This window comes from Corynebacterium stercoris, from assembly GCF_024160105.1.
GTDB lineage: Bacteria > Actinomycetota > Actinomycetes > Mycobacteriales > Mycobacteriaceae > Corynebacterium > Corynebacterium stercoris.
On the sequence record NZ_JAMFTQ010000001.1, the window covers coordinates 311447 to 328737 of the forward strand.

Annotated in this window: 18 protein-coding genes; 3 read left to right on the top strand and 15 right to left on the bottom strand. The window is 67.4% G+C overall.

Annotated features, from left to right (window positions below):
* Positions 1 to 13 precede the first annotated feature (13 nt).
* The gene (locus tag M5J20_RS01500) at positions 14 to 1903 is read left to right on the top strand and encodes a hypothetical protein (RefSeq protein ID WP_253575659.1); all 1890 of its coding nucleotides are present in this window, start codon (positions 14 to 16) and stop codon (positions 1901 to 1903) included.
* Here the strand turns inward: M5J20_RS01500 and lepA are convergent.
* Complete coding sequence (gene lepA, locus M5J20_RS01505) at positions 1884 to 3743, bottom strand: translation elongation factor 4 (RefSeq protein ID WP_253575661.1); 1860 nt, start codon at positions 3741 to 3743, stop codon at positions 1884 to 1886. The two genes, M5J20_RS01500 and lepA, sit on opposite strands and share 20 nt — an antisense overlap.
* Before the next feature lie 66 nt (positions 3744 to 3809).
* On the opposite strand from lepA, the gene M5J20_RS01510 reads away from it, so the two are divergent.
* Positions 3810 to 4307 carry a type II toxin-antitoxin system PemK/MazF family toxin gene (locus tag M5J20_RS01510; RefSeq protein WP_253575663.1) on the top strand — a complete coding sequence of 166 codons (498 nt, stop codon included), beginning with the start codon at positions 3810 to 3812 and terminating at the stop codon, positions 4305 to 4307.
* Positions 4308 to 4454: 147 nt separating this feature from the next.
* Entirely contained in the window at positions 4455 to 4718 is a 264-nt protein-coding gene (gene rpsT, locus M5J20_RS01515; protein ID WP_253575665.1) for a 30S ribosomal protein S20, read from the top strand.
* Positions 4719 to 4754: 36 nt separating this feature from the next.
* Here the strand turns inward: rpsT and holA are convergent, their stop codons facing one another.
* The 14 genes from holA to rplU all read right to left on the bottom strand — a co-directional run bounded on the left by holA (position 4755) and on the right by rplU (position 17213).
* The gene (holA, locus tag M5J20_RS01520; protein ID WP_253575667.1) at positions 4755 to 5690 is read right to left on the bottom strand and encodes a DNA polymerase III subunit delta; all 936 of its coding nucleotides are present in this window, start codon (positions 5688 to 5690) and stop codon (positions 4755 to 4757) included.
* 1 nt (position 5691) lies between these two features.
* A complete protein-coding gene (locus M5J20_RS01525; protein WP_253575669.1) occupies positions 5692 to 7275 on the bottom strand; it encodes a ComEC/Rec2 family competence protein in 1584 nt (527 codons plus the stop codon).
* A gap of 2 nt (positions 7276 to 7277) precedes the next feature.
* Positions 7278 to 7910 (bottom strand): ComEA family DNA-binding protein, encoded by a 633-nt coding sequence (locus M5J20_RS01530; protein ID WP_253575670.1) that lies wholly within the window; start codon positions 7908 to 7910, stop codon positions 7278 to 7280.
* Between the two features lie 109 nt (positions 7911 to 8019).
* Positions 8020 to 8955 carry a hypothetical protein gene (locus tag M5J20_RS01535; RefSeq protein ID WP_253575671.1) on the bottom strand — a complete coding sequence of 312 codons (936 nt, stop codon included), beginning with the start codon at positions 8953 to 8955 and terminating at the stop codon, positions 8020 to 8022.
* Between the two features lie 42 nt (positions 8956 to 8997).
* Positions 8998 to 9801: a DegV family protein gene (locus M5J20_RS01540; RefSeq protein ID WP_253575673.1), complete on the bottom strand. Its 804-nt coding sequence runs from the start codon at positions 9799 to 9801 to the stop codon at positions 8998 to 9000.
* Positions 9801 to 10469, bottom strand: a complete 669-nt coding sequence (locus M5J20_RS01545) for a histidine phosphatase family protein (protein ID WP_253575675.1) — start codon at positions 10467 to 10469, stop codon at positions 9801 to 9803. Before M5J20_RS01545 ends, M5J20_RS01540 begins: the two co-directional genes overlap by 1 nt.
* Before the next feature lie 3 nt (positions 10470 to 10472).
* A complete protein-coding gene (gene rsfS, locus M5J20_RS01550; protein ID WP_253575677.1) occupies positions 10473 to 10934 on the bottom strand; it encodes a ribosome silencing factor in 462 nt (153 codons plus the stop codon).
* Between the two features lie 60 nt (positions 10935 to 10994).
* A complete protein-coding gene (gene nadD / locus M5J20_RS01555; protein ID WP_253575873.1) occupies positions 10995 to 11564 on the bottom strand; it encodes a nicotinate-nucleotide adenylyltransferase in 570 nt (189 codons plus the stop codon).
* A 14-nt stretch (positions 11565 to 11578) separates the two neighbouring features.
* Positions 11579 to 12865 carry a glutamate-5-semialdehyde dehydrogenase gene (locus M5J20_RS01560; RefSeq protein WP_253575679.1) on the bottom strand — a complete coding sequence of 429 codons (1287 nt, stop codon included), beginning with the start codon at positions 12863 to 12865 and terminating at the stop codon, positions 11579 to 11581.
* A 10-nt stretch (positions 12866 to 12875) separates the two neighbouring features.
* Positions 12876 to 13787, bottom strand: coding sequence for a D-isomer specific 2-hydroxyacid dehydrogenase family protein (locus tag M5J20_RS01565; protein WP_253575681.1), 912 nt, complete (start codon positions 13785 to 13787; stop codon positions 12876 to 12878).
* 11 nt (positions 13788 to 13798) lie between these two features.
* Positions 13799 to 14926 carry a glutamate 5-kinase gene (gene proB / locus M5J20_RS01570; protein ID WP_253575683.1) on the bottom strand — a complete coding sequence of 376 codons (1128 nt, stop codon included), beginning with the start codon at positions 14924 to 14926 and terminating at the stop codon, positions 13799 to 13801.
* A 2-nt stretch (positions 14927 to 14928) separates the two neighbouring features.
* Positions 14929 to 16431, bottom strand: a complete 1503-nt coding sequence (gene obgE / locus M5J20_RS01575; protein WP_253575684.1) for a GTPase ObgE — start codon at positions 16429 to 16431, stop codon at positions 14929 to 14931.
* A 103-nt stretch (positions 16432 to 16534) separates the two neighbouring features.
* Positions 16535 to 16879: a 50S ribosomal protein L27 gene (gene rpmA, locus M5J20_RS01580; RefSeq protein ID WP_253575686.1), complete on the bottom strand. Its 345-nt coding sequence runs from the start codon at positions 16877 to 16879 to the stop codon at positions 16535 to 16537.
* A gap of 28 nt (positions 16880 to 16907) precedes the next feature.
* Positions 16908 to 17213: a 50S ribosomal protein L21 gene (gene rplU, locus M5J20_RS01585; RefSeq protein WP_253575688.1), complete on the bottom strand. Its 306-nt coding sequence runs from the start codon at positions 17211 to 17213 to the stop codon at positions 16908 to 16910.
* Positions 17214 to 17291 lie beyond the last annotated feature (78 nt).

The window sequence follows — 17291 nt, forward strand, 5'->3', positions numbered from 1 at the left end:
TAGCCTCCCATGTATGCAGTTGCACTCGTACAAAGATGTCGGCCACGACTTCCTTGTGCCCGATACGTTCGAGGCTCCAAGCCTACCGGAGTGGCGGCTGGCCACCTTCTCACTTGTCCTCCCCGTGCCCGATGCGTCCGGGTTCGGCGACGCACCCTTCGATTTCGGCGAGCACGGCTGGGCGTACGGGCGGGACAAGGGCGTGCGCATCGTGGAGAACCCGGCGTGGGATCCAAAGCGGGAGGTTTTCCGCAAGCCCGACGTGCGGCACAACTACTACGGCGACCCCATCGTCGAGGGTGGCCGCCCCCACTACAACGACGCCCGCTCGCGCTTCATGGACCCGATCGACGCCTCCGTCGGCGCGCGCAGCATCGACGTCGACGTGGTGTTCCAGGAAGTCGCCTTCGCGGGCGTCGAAGAGTTCGGGCATGAGGACCGCACCAGCCACCGCAGGACACCGTCCCAGACACCGCCGCGGGAGCTTTCGCTTGCCGACGCAGGCTGGGACCCAAACGTCACCGCCCACCACTTCGTCTTCCCGCCGGAGAGGAACCGGACGTTCTACGAGCTGGTGAATTACGACGCGCAGCTGCCCTGGGAAGACCAGATGCGCGGGGCGCGGGGCAGCCACGGCACCGCGACGCTGCGGCTCCTCTCCGCCGAGATCATGCAGTTCCACGACCTGAACCTGAACACGCCGTCGAAGGTGACCAGCAACTTCCTCATCCTCAACGTGGTCGCGGAGAACATCTCCTCGGCGACGCTGGGCTTCCTCAGCGCGACGCTGCGCCGGCCGCGCAACACGTCCCAGTTCTACAAAGTCGACGGGGAGTATGCCGAGTCGCCCCCGCAGCTCCACGCGCTAACCAGGTTCGTCAACATCGCGGTGGCGAAGATCGACGAAGCGCTCGGGCGCGAATGCTCCATGCGGGTCTCCGCGGCGGGCAGCTTGGTGTCTACTGCTGGCGCGCCCGGACCCGCCGGCACCTTCGCTCTGCCCGCGCCGCAGCGCGTGGCCATGGCGATTCCGAACCCCGCCCGCCCGGAAGACCCCGACCGTTTCACCCTTAGCGAGGCGAACAACGGCTCCGTGCCGGATGACATCGAAGGCCCGCTCGTGCTCCAAACCCGCAACACCAAGTGGAAATGGCACGAGCAGTGGGCGTGGCAAATCCTCGAAGGCGCGGACTCCTACCCCGAGCTGGTGCCCTACCAAACCCAGGACGCACTCCAGGAGCTCGTCGCCGCGCAACTTTCGTCCTGGACAATCATGACTTCCGACGAAGGCGTGGGCATGGTGCGCACCAAGTCGGCCAGCCGCGAGGGCATGCGCTACTGGTCCATGGCCAACACCCGCTTCGTGGATGTGGTGATGTTGCAGATGCGCGCCCAGGCGGGCGAGAACCACCTGCGCAAGACGCTGCAGATTGTGGGCGAAAAATCGTCGTCGATAGGCGAAGCGTCCCACGCCGAGCTGCGCGCCGACCTCGAGCGGATGGAGCGTCTCCAGCTCGACCACATCGAGATCCGCGACAAGTTGTGGTTCCGCACCATCCCGGGCCGGGATATCGACACGCGCGTGCTCAAGGGGCTGCAGCGCGCCACCGGGTTCAACCAGCTGCGCGAGGACTTCGACTCGAAGATGAAGTCGCGCCAGCAGGTGATGCGCAACCAGTTCGAGCAGCTCTCCGGCGAGATCGCCGAGGAGGAATCCAAGCGCGCCGAGGCGATGAACCTCGTGCTCGGCTTCGTCGCCGCCGCGATTGGTGCGCCCGACTGGGCGGACGCGGCCGGCGTGACCACCCTCGGGGGCATGCTCGGCCTCGGCCTGATCATCTTTGTGGCGATGTTCGCCGTGGTGTGGATCGGCCGGGCGGTGTTTACTGCGCTTCGTCGGTAGACAGCGCAGCCACGAACGCTTCCTGCGGCACCGTCACGGAGCCGATGGACTTCATGCGCTTCTTACCGGCCTTCTGCTTCTCCAGCAGCTTGCGCTTGCGAGAGATATCGCCGCCGTAGCACTTGGACAGCACGTCCTTGCGCAGGGCGCGGATGTTCTCGCGGGCGATGATCTTGGAACCGATCGCCGCCTGCACCGGCACCTCAAACTGCTGGCGCGGGATGAGCTCCTTGAGCTTCTTCGTCATCTTGTTGCCGTACCACTGGGCCGAATCCTTGTGCACGATCGCGGAGAACGCGTCCACCGGCTCACCCTGCAGCAGGATGTCCACCTTTACCAGGTCGCCGAGCTGCTCGCCGGCCTCCTCGTAGTTCAGCGAGGCGTAGCCCTTGGTGCGGGACTTCAGCATGTCGAAGAAGTCGAAGATGATCTCGCCGAGCGGCATGATGTAGCGCAGCTCAACGCGGTCCTCGGAGAGGTACTCCATGTTCTTCATGGTGCCGCGTTTGGACTGGCACAGCTCCATCGTCGTGCCCACGAACTCCTGGGGCACGATGATGGTCATGTTGACGATCGGCTCGTAGACTTCCTCGATTTTTCCGCCCGGCCAGTCGGAGGGGTTGTGCACGATCTGCTCGGTGCCGTCCTCCCGGATCACGCGGTAGGTGACCGACGGCGCCGTGGAGATGAGGTCCAGGTCGAACTCGCGCTCCAGGCGATCGCGGGTGATCTCCATGTGCAGCAGGCCCAAGAAGCCGCAGCGGAACCCGAAGCCCAGCGCCACGGAGGTTTCCGGCTCCCAGGTCAAAGAAGCGTCGTTAAGCTGCAGCTTCTCCAGCGACTCGCGCAGGTCGGGGAAGTCTTCCTGGCTGACTGGGAAGAGGCCCGAGTACACCATCGGCTTGACTTCCTCGAAGCCCTCGAGCGGATCCGACGCGCCTTTCGACGCCCACGTGACCGTGTCGCCCACGCGGGTCTCGCGCACGTCCTTCACGCCGGTGATCAGATAGCCCACCTCGCCGGGGCCGAGGCCCTTCGTCTTCTTCATCGTCGGCGAGACGACGCCAATCTCGAGGATCTCGTGGCGGGTACCCGTATTCATCATCTGCACCTGCTGATTCGGCAGCAGCTTGCCGTCCACCATGCGCACGTAGGTGACCACGCCGCGGTAGGTGTCGTAGACCGAGTCGAAAATCAGCGCGCGGGCCGGCGCGTCGTCGGAGTGCTCCGAGCTCGGCGCCGGAATCAGCTCGACCACCTTGTCCAAAAGCTCCGGCACGCCCTGGCCGGTCTTGCCGGACACGCGCAGCACATCCTCGGTCTCGCAGCCGATGATGTTGGCGATCTCCAGCGCGTACTTCTCCGGGTCCGCGGCCGGCAGGTCGATCTTGTTCAGCACCGGGATGATCTCGAGATCGTTCTCCATGGCCATGTACAGGTTGGCCAGGGTCTGCGCCTCGATGCCTTGAGCTGCGTCGACAAGCAAAATGGCGCCCTCGCACGCGTCGAGGGAGCGGGAGACCTCGTACGAGAAGTCGACGTGGCCCGGGGTGTCAATCATCTGGAGGACGAACTCCTCGCCCGCATGCTCGCCCGAGGTCACCGTCCACGGCAGGCGCACGTTCTGCGCCTTGATGGTGATGCCGCGCTCGCGCTCAATGTCCATGTTGTCCAGGTACTGGTCGCGCATGTCGCGGGCGTCCACCACGTTGGAGAGCTGGAGGATGCGGTCGGCCAGGGTGGATTTACCGTGGTCGATGTGCGCGATGATGCAGAAGTTGCGGATGCGAGCGGGATCGGTGAACGTCTCCTCCGCAAAGTTCTTCTTTTGAGCAGCCATAATTAGCGCATTCTACCGGCCGCTCCCCTAGAGTGAGCGCAAGAGGGCTTAAGGAGGTAGAGGGCCATGGCGAAGAAGTGGTGGTCGCGCACACGCACCACGTCGCTCGATCAGGGCCTCGCCATGCTCAACGCCCGCCTCGCCGCGCCCGCCTCGGACCGGAGAGCGAAGCGCGCCGCCCGCGTCAACGTGAAGCCCACCGGCAAGATCCCGCGCAACATCTACTACGCCCCGGACATGGACGGCAACGCCGAGCCGGGCGAGGTCGTGTGGGTGACGGTGCCGTCCCAGCCGCCGACGGAGCGTTCCATGCTCGTTGTCGGGCGCGAGCAGCACGAGGTGCTGGGCCTGCTCATCTCCCCCGGCAAGGAGCACGCGGACGACCAGCACTGGCTGGGCATCGGCTGCGGCGAGTGGGATGCCTCCGGCGAGCCGTGCTGGGTCCGCCTGGACAAGACGCTGTGCGTGCCGGAGACGGATGTGCACCGCCGCGGCACCACCGTGCCGGCACTGCGTTTCGAGCGCGTGGCGAACCGCTTGCGCGACCGTTTTGATTGGGGATAACGCAGGCTGCTAGGTTAGAGGAGTTGTCCAGCAGGGTGCGCGGCGCTACGCGGGCAGGACCTTGGGCTCGCGTCCCATATCCAAAGTCGCCGCACAGAAGTCCCCGCCGGGCACGTTCCATTCGATACCGAAATTAAGAGGTGCACCATGGCAAACATTAAGCAGCAGCAGAAGCGCGTGCTCACCAACGAGAAGCGCCGTCAGCGCAACAAGGCTGTCCGTTCCGCGACCCGCACGGAGATCCGCAAGTTCCGCGAGCTGGTCGAGGCCGGCGACAAGGAAGCTGCCGCAGAGCAGCTGCGCGTTGCGTCCCGCAAGCTGGACAAGGCCGTGACCAAGGGCGTTTACCACCGCAACAACGCGGCCAACAAGAAGTCCAAGATGGCTCACGCCCTCAACAAGATGGACTAAGAGCCTTCCGAAATTACCCGCCCTCGGCGGGTTTTTTCATGCCAGTTCGGCGATCCTGCGCACTGCGTCCTCCACGGCGAAGTCCGGGTCGCCGCCTTGGCCCTTCACTTCCGCGTCGAGGTCCGCGACGATGATCACAGCCTCCGTGACCGCCGCGGGTGTCCACTGCCGCGCCACCTGCATGGTTTTCTTTGCGACGAACGGGTGCATCCCCAGCTCGCGCGCGAGCTGATCCGGATTGCCCCGGACCCCCTGGAGGCGGGCGATATCGCCGACCTTGTGCGCCAGTGCTGCGGCGATAGCCACCGGCGACGTCCCGAGCTGCAGTGCCCGGCGGCACGACGCCAGCGCCCTGTCCGCGCGGCCCAGCACGGCTTGGTCCGCGATATCGAAGCCGGCGACCTCCGCCACGCCCGTGTAGTAGTCGCGCACCGCCGCGACCGTGATCTCGCCCTCGGTGTCCGCTACGAGCTGGCTCACTGCCGAGGCGAGCTCGCGCAGGTCCGAGCCGACGGATTCCAACAGCGCCGCAACCACGTCCGGTGTCGGACGCGCCCCGTGGCGGCGGAACTCCGCGCTCACCCACGCGTGCCGGTCCCGATCCTTCAGCGCGTCGACGCGGTGCACCTCGGCGATCTTCTGAAACTTTGCGACGTACGACTTCTGCCGCCCGCCGCCCGAATGCTTGATCACCAGCGTCATACCCGGCGCGGGATCCACGCAGGCTGCGAGCAGCGTCTCCGTCGGTTCCTTGCCGGCGAGCTCGGTGCGCTCGACTACCACAACCCGGTCCTCGGCGAACAGCGACGGGCTGGTCGCCATCGCAATCTCCCCCTCCGTGACCTCGGAGGCGCGCAGTGTAGTCACTTCGGCCTCCGGGCCAGCCTGGGCGATGATCTCCTTCGTCGCCCGCTCCGCGAGGAACTCGTCGTCCCCGAGGACGAGGTGCACAGGGTTGAGCATGGCCACCATCTTAAGGGCCCGCGCGGTTGGGGAAGAGCACCGGAATCCCGCTCTGCGTCACCACCGGACGCTTCAACGGTTTGCCCTCCTCGAGGACGACGACCAGCTCGGTGCCGGGCGGGACCGGATCAACGTCCGCCTTCGTCGCCACGACATGCGCGCGCATGCCCGAGTAATCCGGGGCGGGAGGCGCTGCGTGCAGCTGTGTCGCGCAGAGCACCGCGGTCACGGCCGCTGCCGTTGCGCGCGGCCGCTTGCCGACGATCCCTGCCATCACCCACCCGTACGCCACCAACGCTGCCACTGGACCAGCGGCAACCGTCGCCAGCGGGAGTGCCGCACCCGTTGTTGCCACCGCGTGCACCCACCACGCCAGCGGTTCGATGATAAATAGCGGGAGAGCCTCGAGCCCGCCCGGCAGGAGCGCGAGGATGACCGCGATAAGACCGAGCACCGTGACCGGGGCTACTGCGGGCGCGACGAGGACATTTGCGGCGACCGCCACCAGCGACACCTGCCCCGCCATGAGCGCGACGATGGGCATTGTGACCACGTCAGCGGCGATCGCCACCGCGAGCGCGCGGTTGATGATGTCGGGCCAGCCCGTCGCCGCCAGCGCCCGGTACAGCAGCGGGTGGAGCACCACGATGCCCGCCGTCGCCGCGACGGAGAGCGCGAAGCCGTAGTGCACGGCCAGGTCCGTATCCACCAGCACCAAGCCGATGACCGCCAGGCATAGCGCATGCAGCGGCTCGGTGCGCGTCGACGCCAGGACCGCAACGAGGCCGACCAACCCGGTGACAGATGCTCTGAGCACGCTCGGCTCCGGACCCACCAGGCCGGCGAAGGCAACGAGCGCAACCGCGGCGGCCAGCAAGCGGACTCGCAGCCCGAGGCCGAGCAGGGTTGCCACCACCACCGCCGCCGTAGTCACGATGGCGACGTTCGACCCCGACACCGCCGACAGGTGCGACAACCCGGTATCGATGTACGTCTGCTGCTCCACCGGGGTTTGCAGGGACGTATCGCCAAGCACCATGCCGGGAATGAGACCGCGGGACGCGTCGCCGACCCTGGCTGTGGCCGCAGCTCGGAAGGTTTCCCGCACGTGCTGGGCGAACGCGGCGTACCCGGTAGCCGGGGCAACGAGTTCCACCTCCCCGTTGAGCACCACCGGAGTCACACCCGCAATCTTGTTGTCGTCGAGTGCTCCGGTTGCGGCGACGGTCGCGCCGGGAACGATGGCGTCGTCAAGCGTGGCGCTGAATACCGTGAGGGTGGAGGGGTGGCCGGGCAGCGCGATGCGGGTGAGCCAGGAGCCGCTGGCCGTGAGTTTCGGTTGACCGCTCACGGTGCCGATGAGCGGCGAGGCGTAGTCCCAGGCGTCGGCTATGCGGAGGCGGACGTGCGCGGCGAGCACCGACGCCGCGCCGAGGCCGGCGGTGAGCAGCGCTTGACCCCACTCGCGGAGCAGCGCACTGCCGGCGCAAAACAGAGCGACGACCACAACCGCTGCGTGCGTACCCGCGAGCACGCACGCGATACTCGCCGCCCAGACGGCGAGAGCCGCGGGGACGAGGCGCAGCTCACTCATCGCTAGAGCGCCACCAAGTCGCGGATCGCGTCGAGCTTGGCGGGGCCGATCCCTTTGACATCCAGCAGCGCGTCGACGGAGCCGAACGGGCCGTTTGCTTCCCGGTGTGCCACGATCGCGGCGGCGGTCGCCTCCCCCACCCCCGGCAGCGAGGTCAGCTCAGCCGCGCTCGCCTGGTTCAGCGAGATGAGGCCCGGGGCGGCGGGCGGAGCATCCACGGGCGCGGCGCCGATGGTTTGGACATGGATCTGCTGGCCGTCGACAAGCATCTGCGCGATGTTGAGCGTGATCAGGTCGGCGGCGGGCAGTGGCTGGGCAATGTCGAGGGCGTCGGCGACGCGGGAGCCCTGATCGAGCGTGACCAGGCCCGGGTTCGCCACCTCCCCCACCACGGCGACGACGACTTTCTCGGGCACGGGGCTTTCCGCGGCGACTTGGCCCCACTCCGGCGTGGGCGGCTGCTCCGCGGCGAGCCGCGCGGCCGCCCAGCCGCAGACGATCGCCAGCACCGCGGCAGCGGCCAGCATTGCCTGCTTCAGCTCTAATCGGAGGCGGGGTTCGGGGTAGCGGACGGGCAGGAGGTCCTCCTCCCCGGTCGGGCGGGTGAGTTCTTTAATGCGGTCAGCGGCGCTCATGCCCGCAGACTACGAAAGAGAAAATGCCTCCGGTAGAGGTGAACATTTTTCTGTGGATAACTCCGGTGACGCGTCACTCAAACGCGGAGTTATCCACAGGTTCCGGCGGCTAGCGGTAACGTACCTGGTCCACGAAGCGGCCGAAAGAGTCGGACACCTGGTTATCCCACTGGGACGGCCACAGGTAGTAGCGGCCGTGGTTGCCGCCGTTGAACTGCGCAGCACCCTGCAGTGTCTGCACCGAGAGGTCGCACACGCCGTCCAGCGGCAGGCAGTAGTTCACGCGGTTCGAGGTGCCCGCGGCGGTGCGGGTGTTGAACGGCAGGATGCCAAGGATGCCGCCCGCGCCGCCGCCGGCTACACCCACGGTGGACCAGTCGTCCGGGGCGGTGTTCGGGTTGCCGAAATACACCACGCCGGCGAGCTGCCCGCGGCGGGCCAGCTCACGCTCGTGTTCGAGCAGGATCATCGCGCCCTGCGAGTAGCCGGTCAGAATGTAGCTCGGACGGCAACCGGTGGCCGCCTCGTAGTCGTTGATCTGCTGCATCACGCCCACGCGGCCCAGCTTTACCGAGTCGGTGAACTCCGTCGCTGCGCGGCGTGCCGTCCGCAGCGCGGGCACCGAGTACTCCAGCGCCAGGAGCACGCCCTGGGCGATCGTCGCCGGCACCGCCACCTCCGGCACGTTGTACTCCGGGTAAATCGCCGGGTAGTACTTGGGCTCGAGGCCCAGCACCTCCACGTCCTTCATCAGCGAATTGCCGCCGTGGGTGGCGCGGTAACGGTTCTCCGCGTGGCGGAAGAACGCACGCATGGTCTGCCCCTCCCAGCCGTTGGACACCCACGGCGCCTGCGGGGAGTAGCTGGTGCGGAAAATTTGATCGTTCTGCCCGGATCCGCGGGCGGCGACCACCGCCACTGCCGGGCAGCGGCGCTGGGCCTCCGCCTCCTGAGGAGCAGCGAACGTGACGACGATTGAAGTCAAAAGCGCCGCGATCACGGCGAGCAGCATAATGCGGGGGCGAAGCGAAACAGAGGAGCGCACCAGGCGAGCATAACGGCTGCGCCCAGCCCTGTCAGGACAAGATCACAGCGAATGGTCAGCAGGCGGGGTGGTGAACACCACCGACACGCCGACTGCGCCGCGCCCGGTGTGCACAGCCAGCACGTCAACCAGCGGTTCCACGAGGACTTGGGAGCCCTGCGGCAGCACTTCATCGAGGGTTGAGGCCATGTGCTCCGCGGCGTCCTCGGCATCAGCGTGCTGCACCGCCGCGAACACCGGCTGCCCCTCGGCGCGTTCCACGATCATCTCAGCGAGCCGGGCGAACGCCTTGGTCTGGGTGCGCGTCTTCGCGGCGAGCTCGAGCTTGCCGCCGTTGATGCGCAGGATCGGCTTCGTGGCCAATAGCGTCGCGGACAGCGCCGTACCCGTGGACAGGCGGCCGGACTTGCGCAACCCCTCAAGCTGCTGCAAGTACACCCACGTCTCGGAGCGCTCCATGGTGGACCGTGCCATGGCCTCGCACTCGTCGAGGTCCCCGCCCTCGCGGGCGACGGTGGCCGCCGCCATCGCCGCAGCTCCGATCGCCATGCCTGCGGTGTCGGTGTCCACCACACGCACGGTGCCGGGGAAGACCGCCGACGCGGTCACCGCCGCCGACCATGTGGAGGATAGCGATCTGGCCAGGTGGAGCGCCACCACGCCGTCGTCGCCCCCGCGCTCCAGCTGGCGGGCGTAGCAGGCAGTGAGCTCGAGCGAGGTCAGCCCGGAGGTCGATTCTTCCCCCTCACCGTCCATGACGTGCAGGGGAATGACGGTGATGTCCAGCTCCTCGGCGATCTCGCGCGGGAGGCCGGCGGCTGAATCGACGACAACGCGCACCGCCATTACAGGCTCAGCCCCTGGTTCCACGCCTCTAGGTACCACTGCACGTCCTCGGGCGCGGTGGAATCGAAGTGGGAGCTCGAAGCCCCCTCGCGGTAGCGCGGCATGGCCCGCAGCCGGGACATGTTGGTGTTGCCCAAGCTCTTCAGCAGCGGGTATTGGTGCTCCTCGAGTCCGAGCAAGTTCGACGTCAGCGCAGAGATCGTGCCGCCGTGGGCGACGAGCAGGACCGCGCCGTCATCCCAGCCGTCGTACGTCGCCATGAGCTCATCCACCACGGGCCGCGCCCGGCGCGCCACGTCCAAGCGGCTCTCCCCCTGCGGCGGTGCCCACGCTGCGTTGTTGCGCCAGTGCGCCCGCGCACCGGTGTCGATCGTGTCCACTTCGGCGTGGGTCTTGCCCTGCCAGTCCCCCAGGTGGGTTTCGCGCAGGCGCGTGTCGACGGCAAGGTCCAGCCCCAGCACCGCAGCGACAATCTCAGCAGTACGGCGGGCGCGGGCGAGATCGGAACTGACAATCTTGGTCACGCCGAACTCGCGCATGAGCAACCCGGCTGCGCGGGCTTGCTCCACACCCGTCGTGGACAACTCGGTATCGAGCTGCCCTTGCATGCGGCGGGTGGCGTTGTACTCCGTCTGCCCGTGGCGCAGCAGGATGAGTCGGCGGCCCACGGCTTAGAACTCGTCGGCGTCGGGGCCCTCGCCGGCCAGCGGCAGGTCCTCGATGCTCTCGGCGCTGCGGGTGCCCTCGGCGAACGCGCCCGGGCGCTGGTACTCCTCGAGGCCCTCCACAGCGATGACTGGGCAATCCGCGTACAGGCGGTCGAGACCGTAGAAGTCCCGCTCCGCCTCGCGCTGGACGTGCACCACGAAGTTGCCGTAATCCAGCAGCACCCAGCGGTTCTCGCGGTTGCCTTCGCGGCGCTTCGGCTCAGCCCCAGCGTCGGAAAGCTCGGCTTCGACCTCCTCGACGATGGCGGCGACCTGCCGCTCCGTCTCGGCGGAGGCGATCACGAAAATGTCGGTGATCGCCATGACGTTGGAGACGTCGATGACGGCGATGTTCGCGCCGAGTTTCTCATCCGCGGCCTTCGCCGCGATGCGTGCCTGGTCGATGGAAGTCTGCGAAGCAGTCAAGAAAGCGGTCCTTTACGGGTATCCGAGGGTTTGTTCAGGCCATTGTCCCACACAGGCGCGCTACACGTACAGCTCGTGCTTGCCGATGTACTGCACCACCCCGTCCGGCACCAAGTACCAGACCGGCTGGCCGGACGCGGCTCGCGCCCGGCAGTCCGTCGAGGAGATCGCCATCGCCGGGATGTCCAGCAGGTGGACGCGCTCCTGGATGTCGGCGGGCAGCATGTCCTCGGTCAGCTCGTAGCCCGGGCGGGTGACGCCGACGAACTCGGCGAGCTCAAACATCTTCTCCCAGTCGTGCCAGCTCATGATCGAGCTCAGCGCGTCGGCGCCGGTGATGAAGAACAGCTCGGCGCCCGGGTACTCCTCGCGCAAGTCGCGCAGCGTGTCGATGGTGTACGTCGGCCCCCCGCGGTCAATGTCCACGCGCGAGACGTTGAACTGCGGGTTCGACGCGGTGGCGATGACAGTCATGAGGTAGCGGTCCTCCGCCGGCGAGATCTTCCGGCCCGCCTTCTGCCACGGCTGGCCGGTGGGCACGAACACAACCTCGTCGAGGTCGAAGCGGTGGGCCGCCTCGCTCGCCGCCACGAGGTGGCCGTGGTGAATCGGGTCGAACGTGCCGCCCATCACGCCGACGCGCGTCACGGCCGCACCTGCCCGGTGCCCTCGAGGATCCACTTCGTCGACGTCAGCTCCGGCAGGCCCATCGGGCCGCGGGCGTGCAGCTTCTGGGTGGAAATGCCGATCTCCGCGCCCATGCCGTACTGCTCGCCGTCCGTGAACGCCGTCGACGCGTTGAGCATCACCGCAGCCGAGTCGACGTGGTTGGCGAACTGCTGCAGCACGTATGCGTCCCGCGCCGCGATGCCCTCGGTGTGCCCGCTGGAGTAGGTGCGGATGTGCTCGATCGCGCCGTCCACGCCATCCACAATCGCCAGCGCGATGTCCATCGACAGGTACTCCTCGGCCCAATCCGCCTCGCCCGCATCCACAATGTCCTGCGCGCCCAGGGCAGAGAGCTTGTCGACGTTGCCGTGCACCCTCACCCCGGCATCCTGCAGCGCCTGGACGATGCGCAGGATGCTGTCGTCGGAAAGCGCGGAGTCCACCAGCGCGGTCTCTGTGGCGTTGCAGACTGACACGCGGCGGGTCTTGCCGTTGAGCAGCATCTCGATCGCCGAATCCAGCTCCGCCGTGGCATCGATGTAGAAGTGGCAGTTGCCGGTGCCCGTCTCGAGGGTGGGCACCGTCGCGCCCGAAATCACGGCGTTGATAAGGCGGGCGCTGCCGCGCGGAATGACGACGTCGACAAGCCCGCGCGCCGTGATGAGGTCCTGCACCGAATCGTGGGTGTCGCACGGCAGGAGCTGCACGATCTCGCGGGGCAAGCGTTGCGCTTCTGCAGCGTCCTGGAGTACCGCCACCAGCTGCTCGTTGGAGTTGCGGGCAGATTTCGAGCCGCGCAGGAGGGCGACGTTGCCCGACTTGAGTGCGAGGCCGAAAGCGTCGACGGTGACGTTCGGGCGCGCCTCGTAGACCATGCCCATCACGCCGAGCGGCACACGCACCTGCTTCATCGTCATGCCCTGCGGGCCCATGCCGCCGCGGACGATCTCCCCCACCGGGTCCTTCAGGCCCGCAACCTGGCGCAGGCCCCCGGCGATGCCGCGGACGCGGTCCTCGCTGAGCGCGAGGCGGTCAAGCAGCGCCTCGTCCATACCGGACTCGCGGCCCGCTTCGAGGTCGCGGGCGTTCGCCGCGAGGATCTCGCCCGCGCGGGCTTCGATCTGGTCTGCCGCGGCGACCAGCAGCTCGTCCTTGTGCGGGGTGGGAAGTGTGGCCAGCAGCGGTGCGACGCGCTTCGCCGCGCGCGCCTTGGCCAAAACCTCGTCGCGCTCTGCCTGGCGCTGGGGGGTGAGCTCAGTCATGCGCGAGAGTCTAGTATCCCGCGTCGACGTCCACTTCGGTTCGCATGTCCTTCCCGGCCTCGAAGTCCTCCCAGTTCTCGGCGGCCAGCTTGCCCAGGCGGCGCGCCATGAAGCGCGGAACGTTCGCCGTGTGCGGGGTGATGATGCAGTTGTCCAGATCCCACAGCGGGTGATCCGCCGGCAGCGGCTCGGGGTCGGTGACATCGAGGCCCGCGCCGGCGATGGTGCCGAGCTGGAGCGCATCCGCCAGCGCGCCGGTGTCGACGAGCGGGCCGCGGCCGACGTTCACCACCACTGCGCTCGGCTTCATCTTAGCCAGCACCTCTGCGTCGACCATGCTCTTTGTCTCTTCCGTCAACGGCGCGAGCAGCACAAACACGTCGTGGCTTGCCCACACGTCGTCCGCCTCGGACATCTTCACGGTCTGTGCGGCGCCGTCCACCGGGTTGCCGGAGCGGTTCACCGCGGTGACCTCTACACCGAATGGGGCGATGAACTCGATGAGCTTCTTGCCGATGCCGCCCGCGCCGATCAGCGCCAGCTTCTTGTCGTCGAAGAGGAAGTCGGTCTCCTCCGCCAGCTGCTGCTGGTTCCACTCGCGGGACACTGCCTTGTGGCGGTGGAGCACCGCGAGGAGGAGTGCGAGGGTGGATTCGGCCACCGTATCGTCGTAAAGCCCGCCAGCGTTGGCCCAGCGCACGTCGTGCTGGGCCAGGGTGCCGGCCTCGCGCAGCGCGTCCATGCCGGCGAAAGCGTTCTGGACAACCTTGACGCTTTTGGGCAGCTCCTCCGGGAACTGGTCCGGCGTGCCGCGGAAGACCAGCATGTCCGGGTTGTCGTCGAGGGAGACAAGCTCGTGGCCGGCCGCCTCGAGGTCGGCAACGGACTCATCCCAGGGCTCAGGCAAAAATGCGAACTTCATGCCCCCATTATCTACAAACGCGACGCGTAGTTGCTCAAGTAATCCGCGTGCACCACGGGTCGGCGCTGGTGATCCGCCAGTTCGGCGGTGTGCTTGCCCAACATGCCGGCGAGTTCAACGGCGTCGTACGCCACCTCTCCGCGGCCGATGACCTCGGACTCGGGCCCGAGGATCTCCACAATGTCGCCGGCGTGAAAATCGCCCTCGATGCCGGTGATGCCGACCGCGAGCAGGCTCGTGCCGCCGCGGGTCACGGCCTTCACCGCACCCGCGTCGAGCCGCAGCACGCCCTCCGCGTCAGCGGCGTACAGCGCCCAGAACTTCCACGCGTTGAGACGCTTCTCCAGACGGGTGTGGAACACCGTGCCAACCTGGGCCGTGTCCAGCGCCTCCTCGATCCGCTCAGTCGCGGTGAGCAGCACCGGCACGCCCCCGCGGGTGGCCAAACGCGCGGCGGAGACCTTCGCGGCCATGCCGCCGGTGCCGAAGAGTCCGCCGTCCCCCGCCTGCACGCCGTCGAGATCGCTGCCGGAGCGCACCTCGTCGATCAACTGCGCGCCCGGCTCGGCCGGGTTCCGGTCGTAGAGGCCCTCGACATCCGAGAGCAGCACCAACGCATCCGCGCTGATCAGCGTGCCGACGATCGCACTCAGCCTGTCGTTGTCGCCGAAGCGCATCTCGGAGGTGGCCACGGTGTCGTTCTCGTTGACAATCGGCACGACACCGATCTGCCGCAACCTGTCGATGGTGCGCTGCGCGTTGCGCGCACGCTCACGAACGCCGGCATCGGACTGCGTGAGCAGCACTTGGCCGATCGGGCGCCCGTAACGCGCGAACGACTGACCCCACGACTGCGCCAGGTGAATCTGGCCGACAGCGGCGGCGGCCTGCTTCGTCGCCAGATCACGGGGCCGGGTTTTCAGCCCGAGGGGACCCATGCCGGCGGCGATCGCACCCGAGGACACCACGATCACATCAGTGCCGCGCGCGATCCGGCGCTCGATCGCGTCGACGATACGGTCGATCTTCTCTTGGGAGACCGCCCCGGTGGCGTCGACAAGCGAAGATGTGCCCAGCTTGACCACGATGCGGCGCGCGGAAGCGATCTGGGCGCGCAGCGCGCGCGAGGAATCCGACACGCCTAGCCCTGCCAGCGCTCGCGGTCGGCGGCCTCGTCGGTGCCGTAGTCGTACTCGTCGATGAGGCCGCGGCGGGCCTGGGAGGCGCGCTTGCGCTCTTCGGCGGACGCACGGGTGGTGCCGCCGAGGCGGGCATCCTGGCCGCGGCCGGCCAGTGTCGGATCGCCGCCGCGCGAAGGCTCCCAGTCGAAGGAGATCTCGCCGATGGTGACCACGTCGCCTTCCTTGGCGCCGATCTTGCGCAGCGCGTCCTCCACGCCCGCCCTCTCCAGGCGGTCGGAGAGGTAGCCCACGGCTTCGTCGTTCTCAAAGTCGGTCTGGCGGATCCAGCGCTCCGCCTTCTCGCCGGTGACGATCCAGCCCTCCGGGTACAGCGGATCGCGCTCGACCTTGATGTCGGAGTCCTTCGAGCGGCTCTGCAGGCGAATCACCTGCGGCTCCGCCAGCTCGCGCTGCGGCTTCGGGCGGGCCTTGCGGGACGCCTGCACGATCTCCCACATCGCCCACTTCAGCGGCTCGAGGCCCTCGTGGGTGACCGTGGAGATTTCATACACCGGCCAGCCGAACTGCGCCTCGATGTCGGCGCGGAGGAAGTCCGCGAGCTCGCGCGCCTCCGGCACGTCCATCTTGTTCAGCACCACCAGGCGGGGGCGCTCCCGCAGATCGCCGAGGCCCGTGTCCATGTCCAGCTCGTCGGCGTACGTGGCCAGCTCGTGTTCGAGTGCCTCAATATCCGAGATCGGGTCGCGGCCCGGCTCCATCGTCGCCACATCCACGATGTGGGCGAGCACCGCCGTGCGCTCGATGTGGCGCAGGAAGTCCAAGCCCAGGCCCTTGCCCTGGCTCGCGCCCGGGATCAACCCCGGCACGTCTGCGATGGTGAACGTGTCGTGGCCCACGTTGACCACGCCCAAGTTGGGCGCGAGGGTGGTGAACGGGTAGTCGGCGATCTTCGGCTTCGCGGCGGAGAGCACCGAGATCAGCGAGGACTTGCCGGCGGACGGGAAGCCCACCAAGCCCACATCCGCCATGGACTTCAGTTCCAGGATCAGGTCGTGCGCCTCGCCCGGCTCGCCCTTCAGCGCAAAGCCCGGGGCCTTGCGCTTCGCATTGGCCAGCGCGGCGTTGCCCAAGCCGCCGAAGCCGCCCTCAGCGGCGATGAAGCGGGTGCCCGGGACGGTGAGGTCGGCGAGGATCTCCCCCGCCTCGTTACGCACCACGGTGCCCACCGGCACCTCGAGCACGAGGTCCTCGCCGCGGGCGCCATTGCGGTGGTCGCCCTCGCCGTTGCCGCCGCGCTGCGCCTTCACGTGCGCGCGGAACTGGAAATCAAGCAAGGTGTGTACCTGGGTGGACACCTCGAGCACAATGTCCCCGCCGTGGCCGCCGTTGCCGCCGTCGGGCCCGCCGAGCGGCTTGAACTTCTCGCGGTGCACGGAGGCGCAGCCGTGGCCGCCATCACCGGCTTGCAGGTGCAGGACCGCGCGGTCAACGAATTGCGTCATGGTTTGGAATCCTACCGTCGGCACGCGCCGTGCCCTAACCTTGGCGAAACGCGAAAGCGCACCACGGGCCGGAACCCATGGCGCGCTTTCTTCAGAAAAATGCTTACGCAGTGGCGGTAGCTTCCTCGACGGTGCCCTCCTCGACAGCGCCTGCTGCCTCGGCGGCCTCGAGGACCTCAACTGCCACGCCCTCGCCGTCAGCCGGAACGATGTTCACGGTGCGGCGGTTGCGCTTGATGCCGAACTGCACAGCGCCGGACTTCAGCGCGAACAGCGTGTCGTCGCCGCCGCGGCCGACGTTGTCGCCCGGGTGGAACTTGGTGCCGCGCTGGCGAACGAGGATCTCGCCGGCCTTGACCTGCTGGCCGCCGAAGCGCTTCACGCCGAGGCGCTTCGACTCAGAGTCACGGCCGTTCGAGGAGCTGGATGCACCTTTCTTGTGTGCCATTGTTCAAATCTCCTTGAATGAAGTCGTTTTACTTGATGCCGGTGATCTTGACCGTGGTCAGCGGCTGGCGGTGACCCTGGCGCTTCTTGTAGCCGGTCTTGTTCTTGTACTTGAGGATGTCGACCTTCTTGCCCTTGCCGTGCTCGACGATCTCGCCCTCAACAGAAACCTTGGCCAGCGCGTCAGCGCCGGAGGTGACATCTGCGCCATCAACGAGAAGGACCGGGGTGAGTTCGACCTTGTCGCCTGCTTCACCCTCAAGCTTCTCGACCTTGACCAGGTCACCTTCGGCAACCTTGTACTGCTTGCCGCCGGTCTTGACGATCGCGTACATAGAGGGTTACCCCTTATCTCAACTCGCACGCCCCCGGCATGCTTCGGATGGCGTTGGAACAGTGCTTTTCAATGTCTC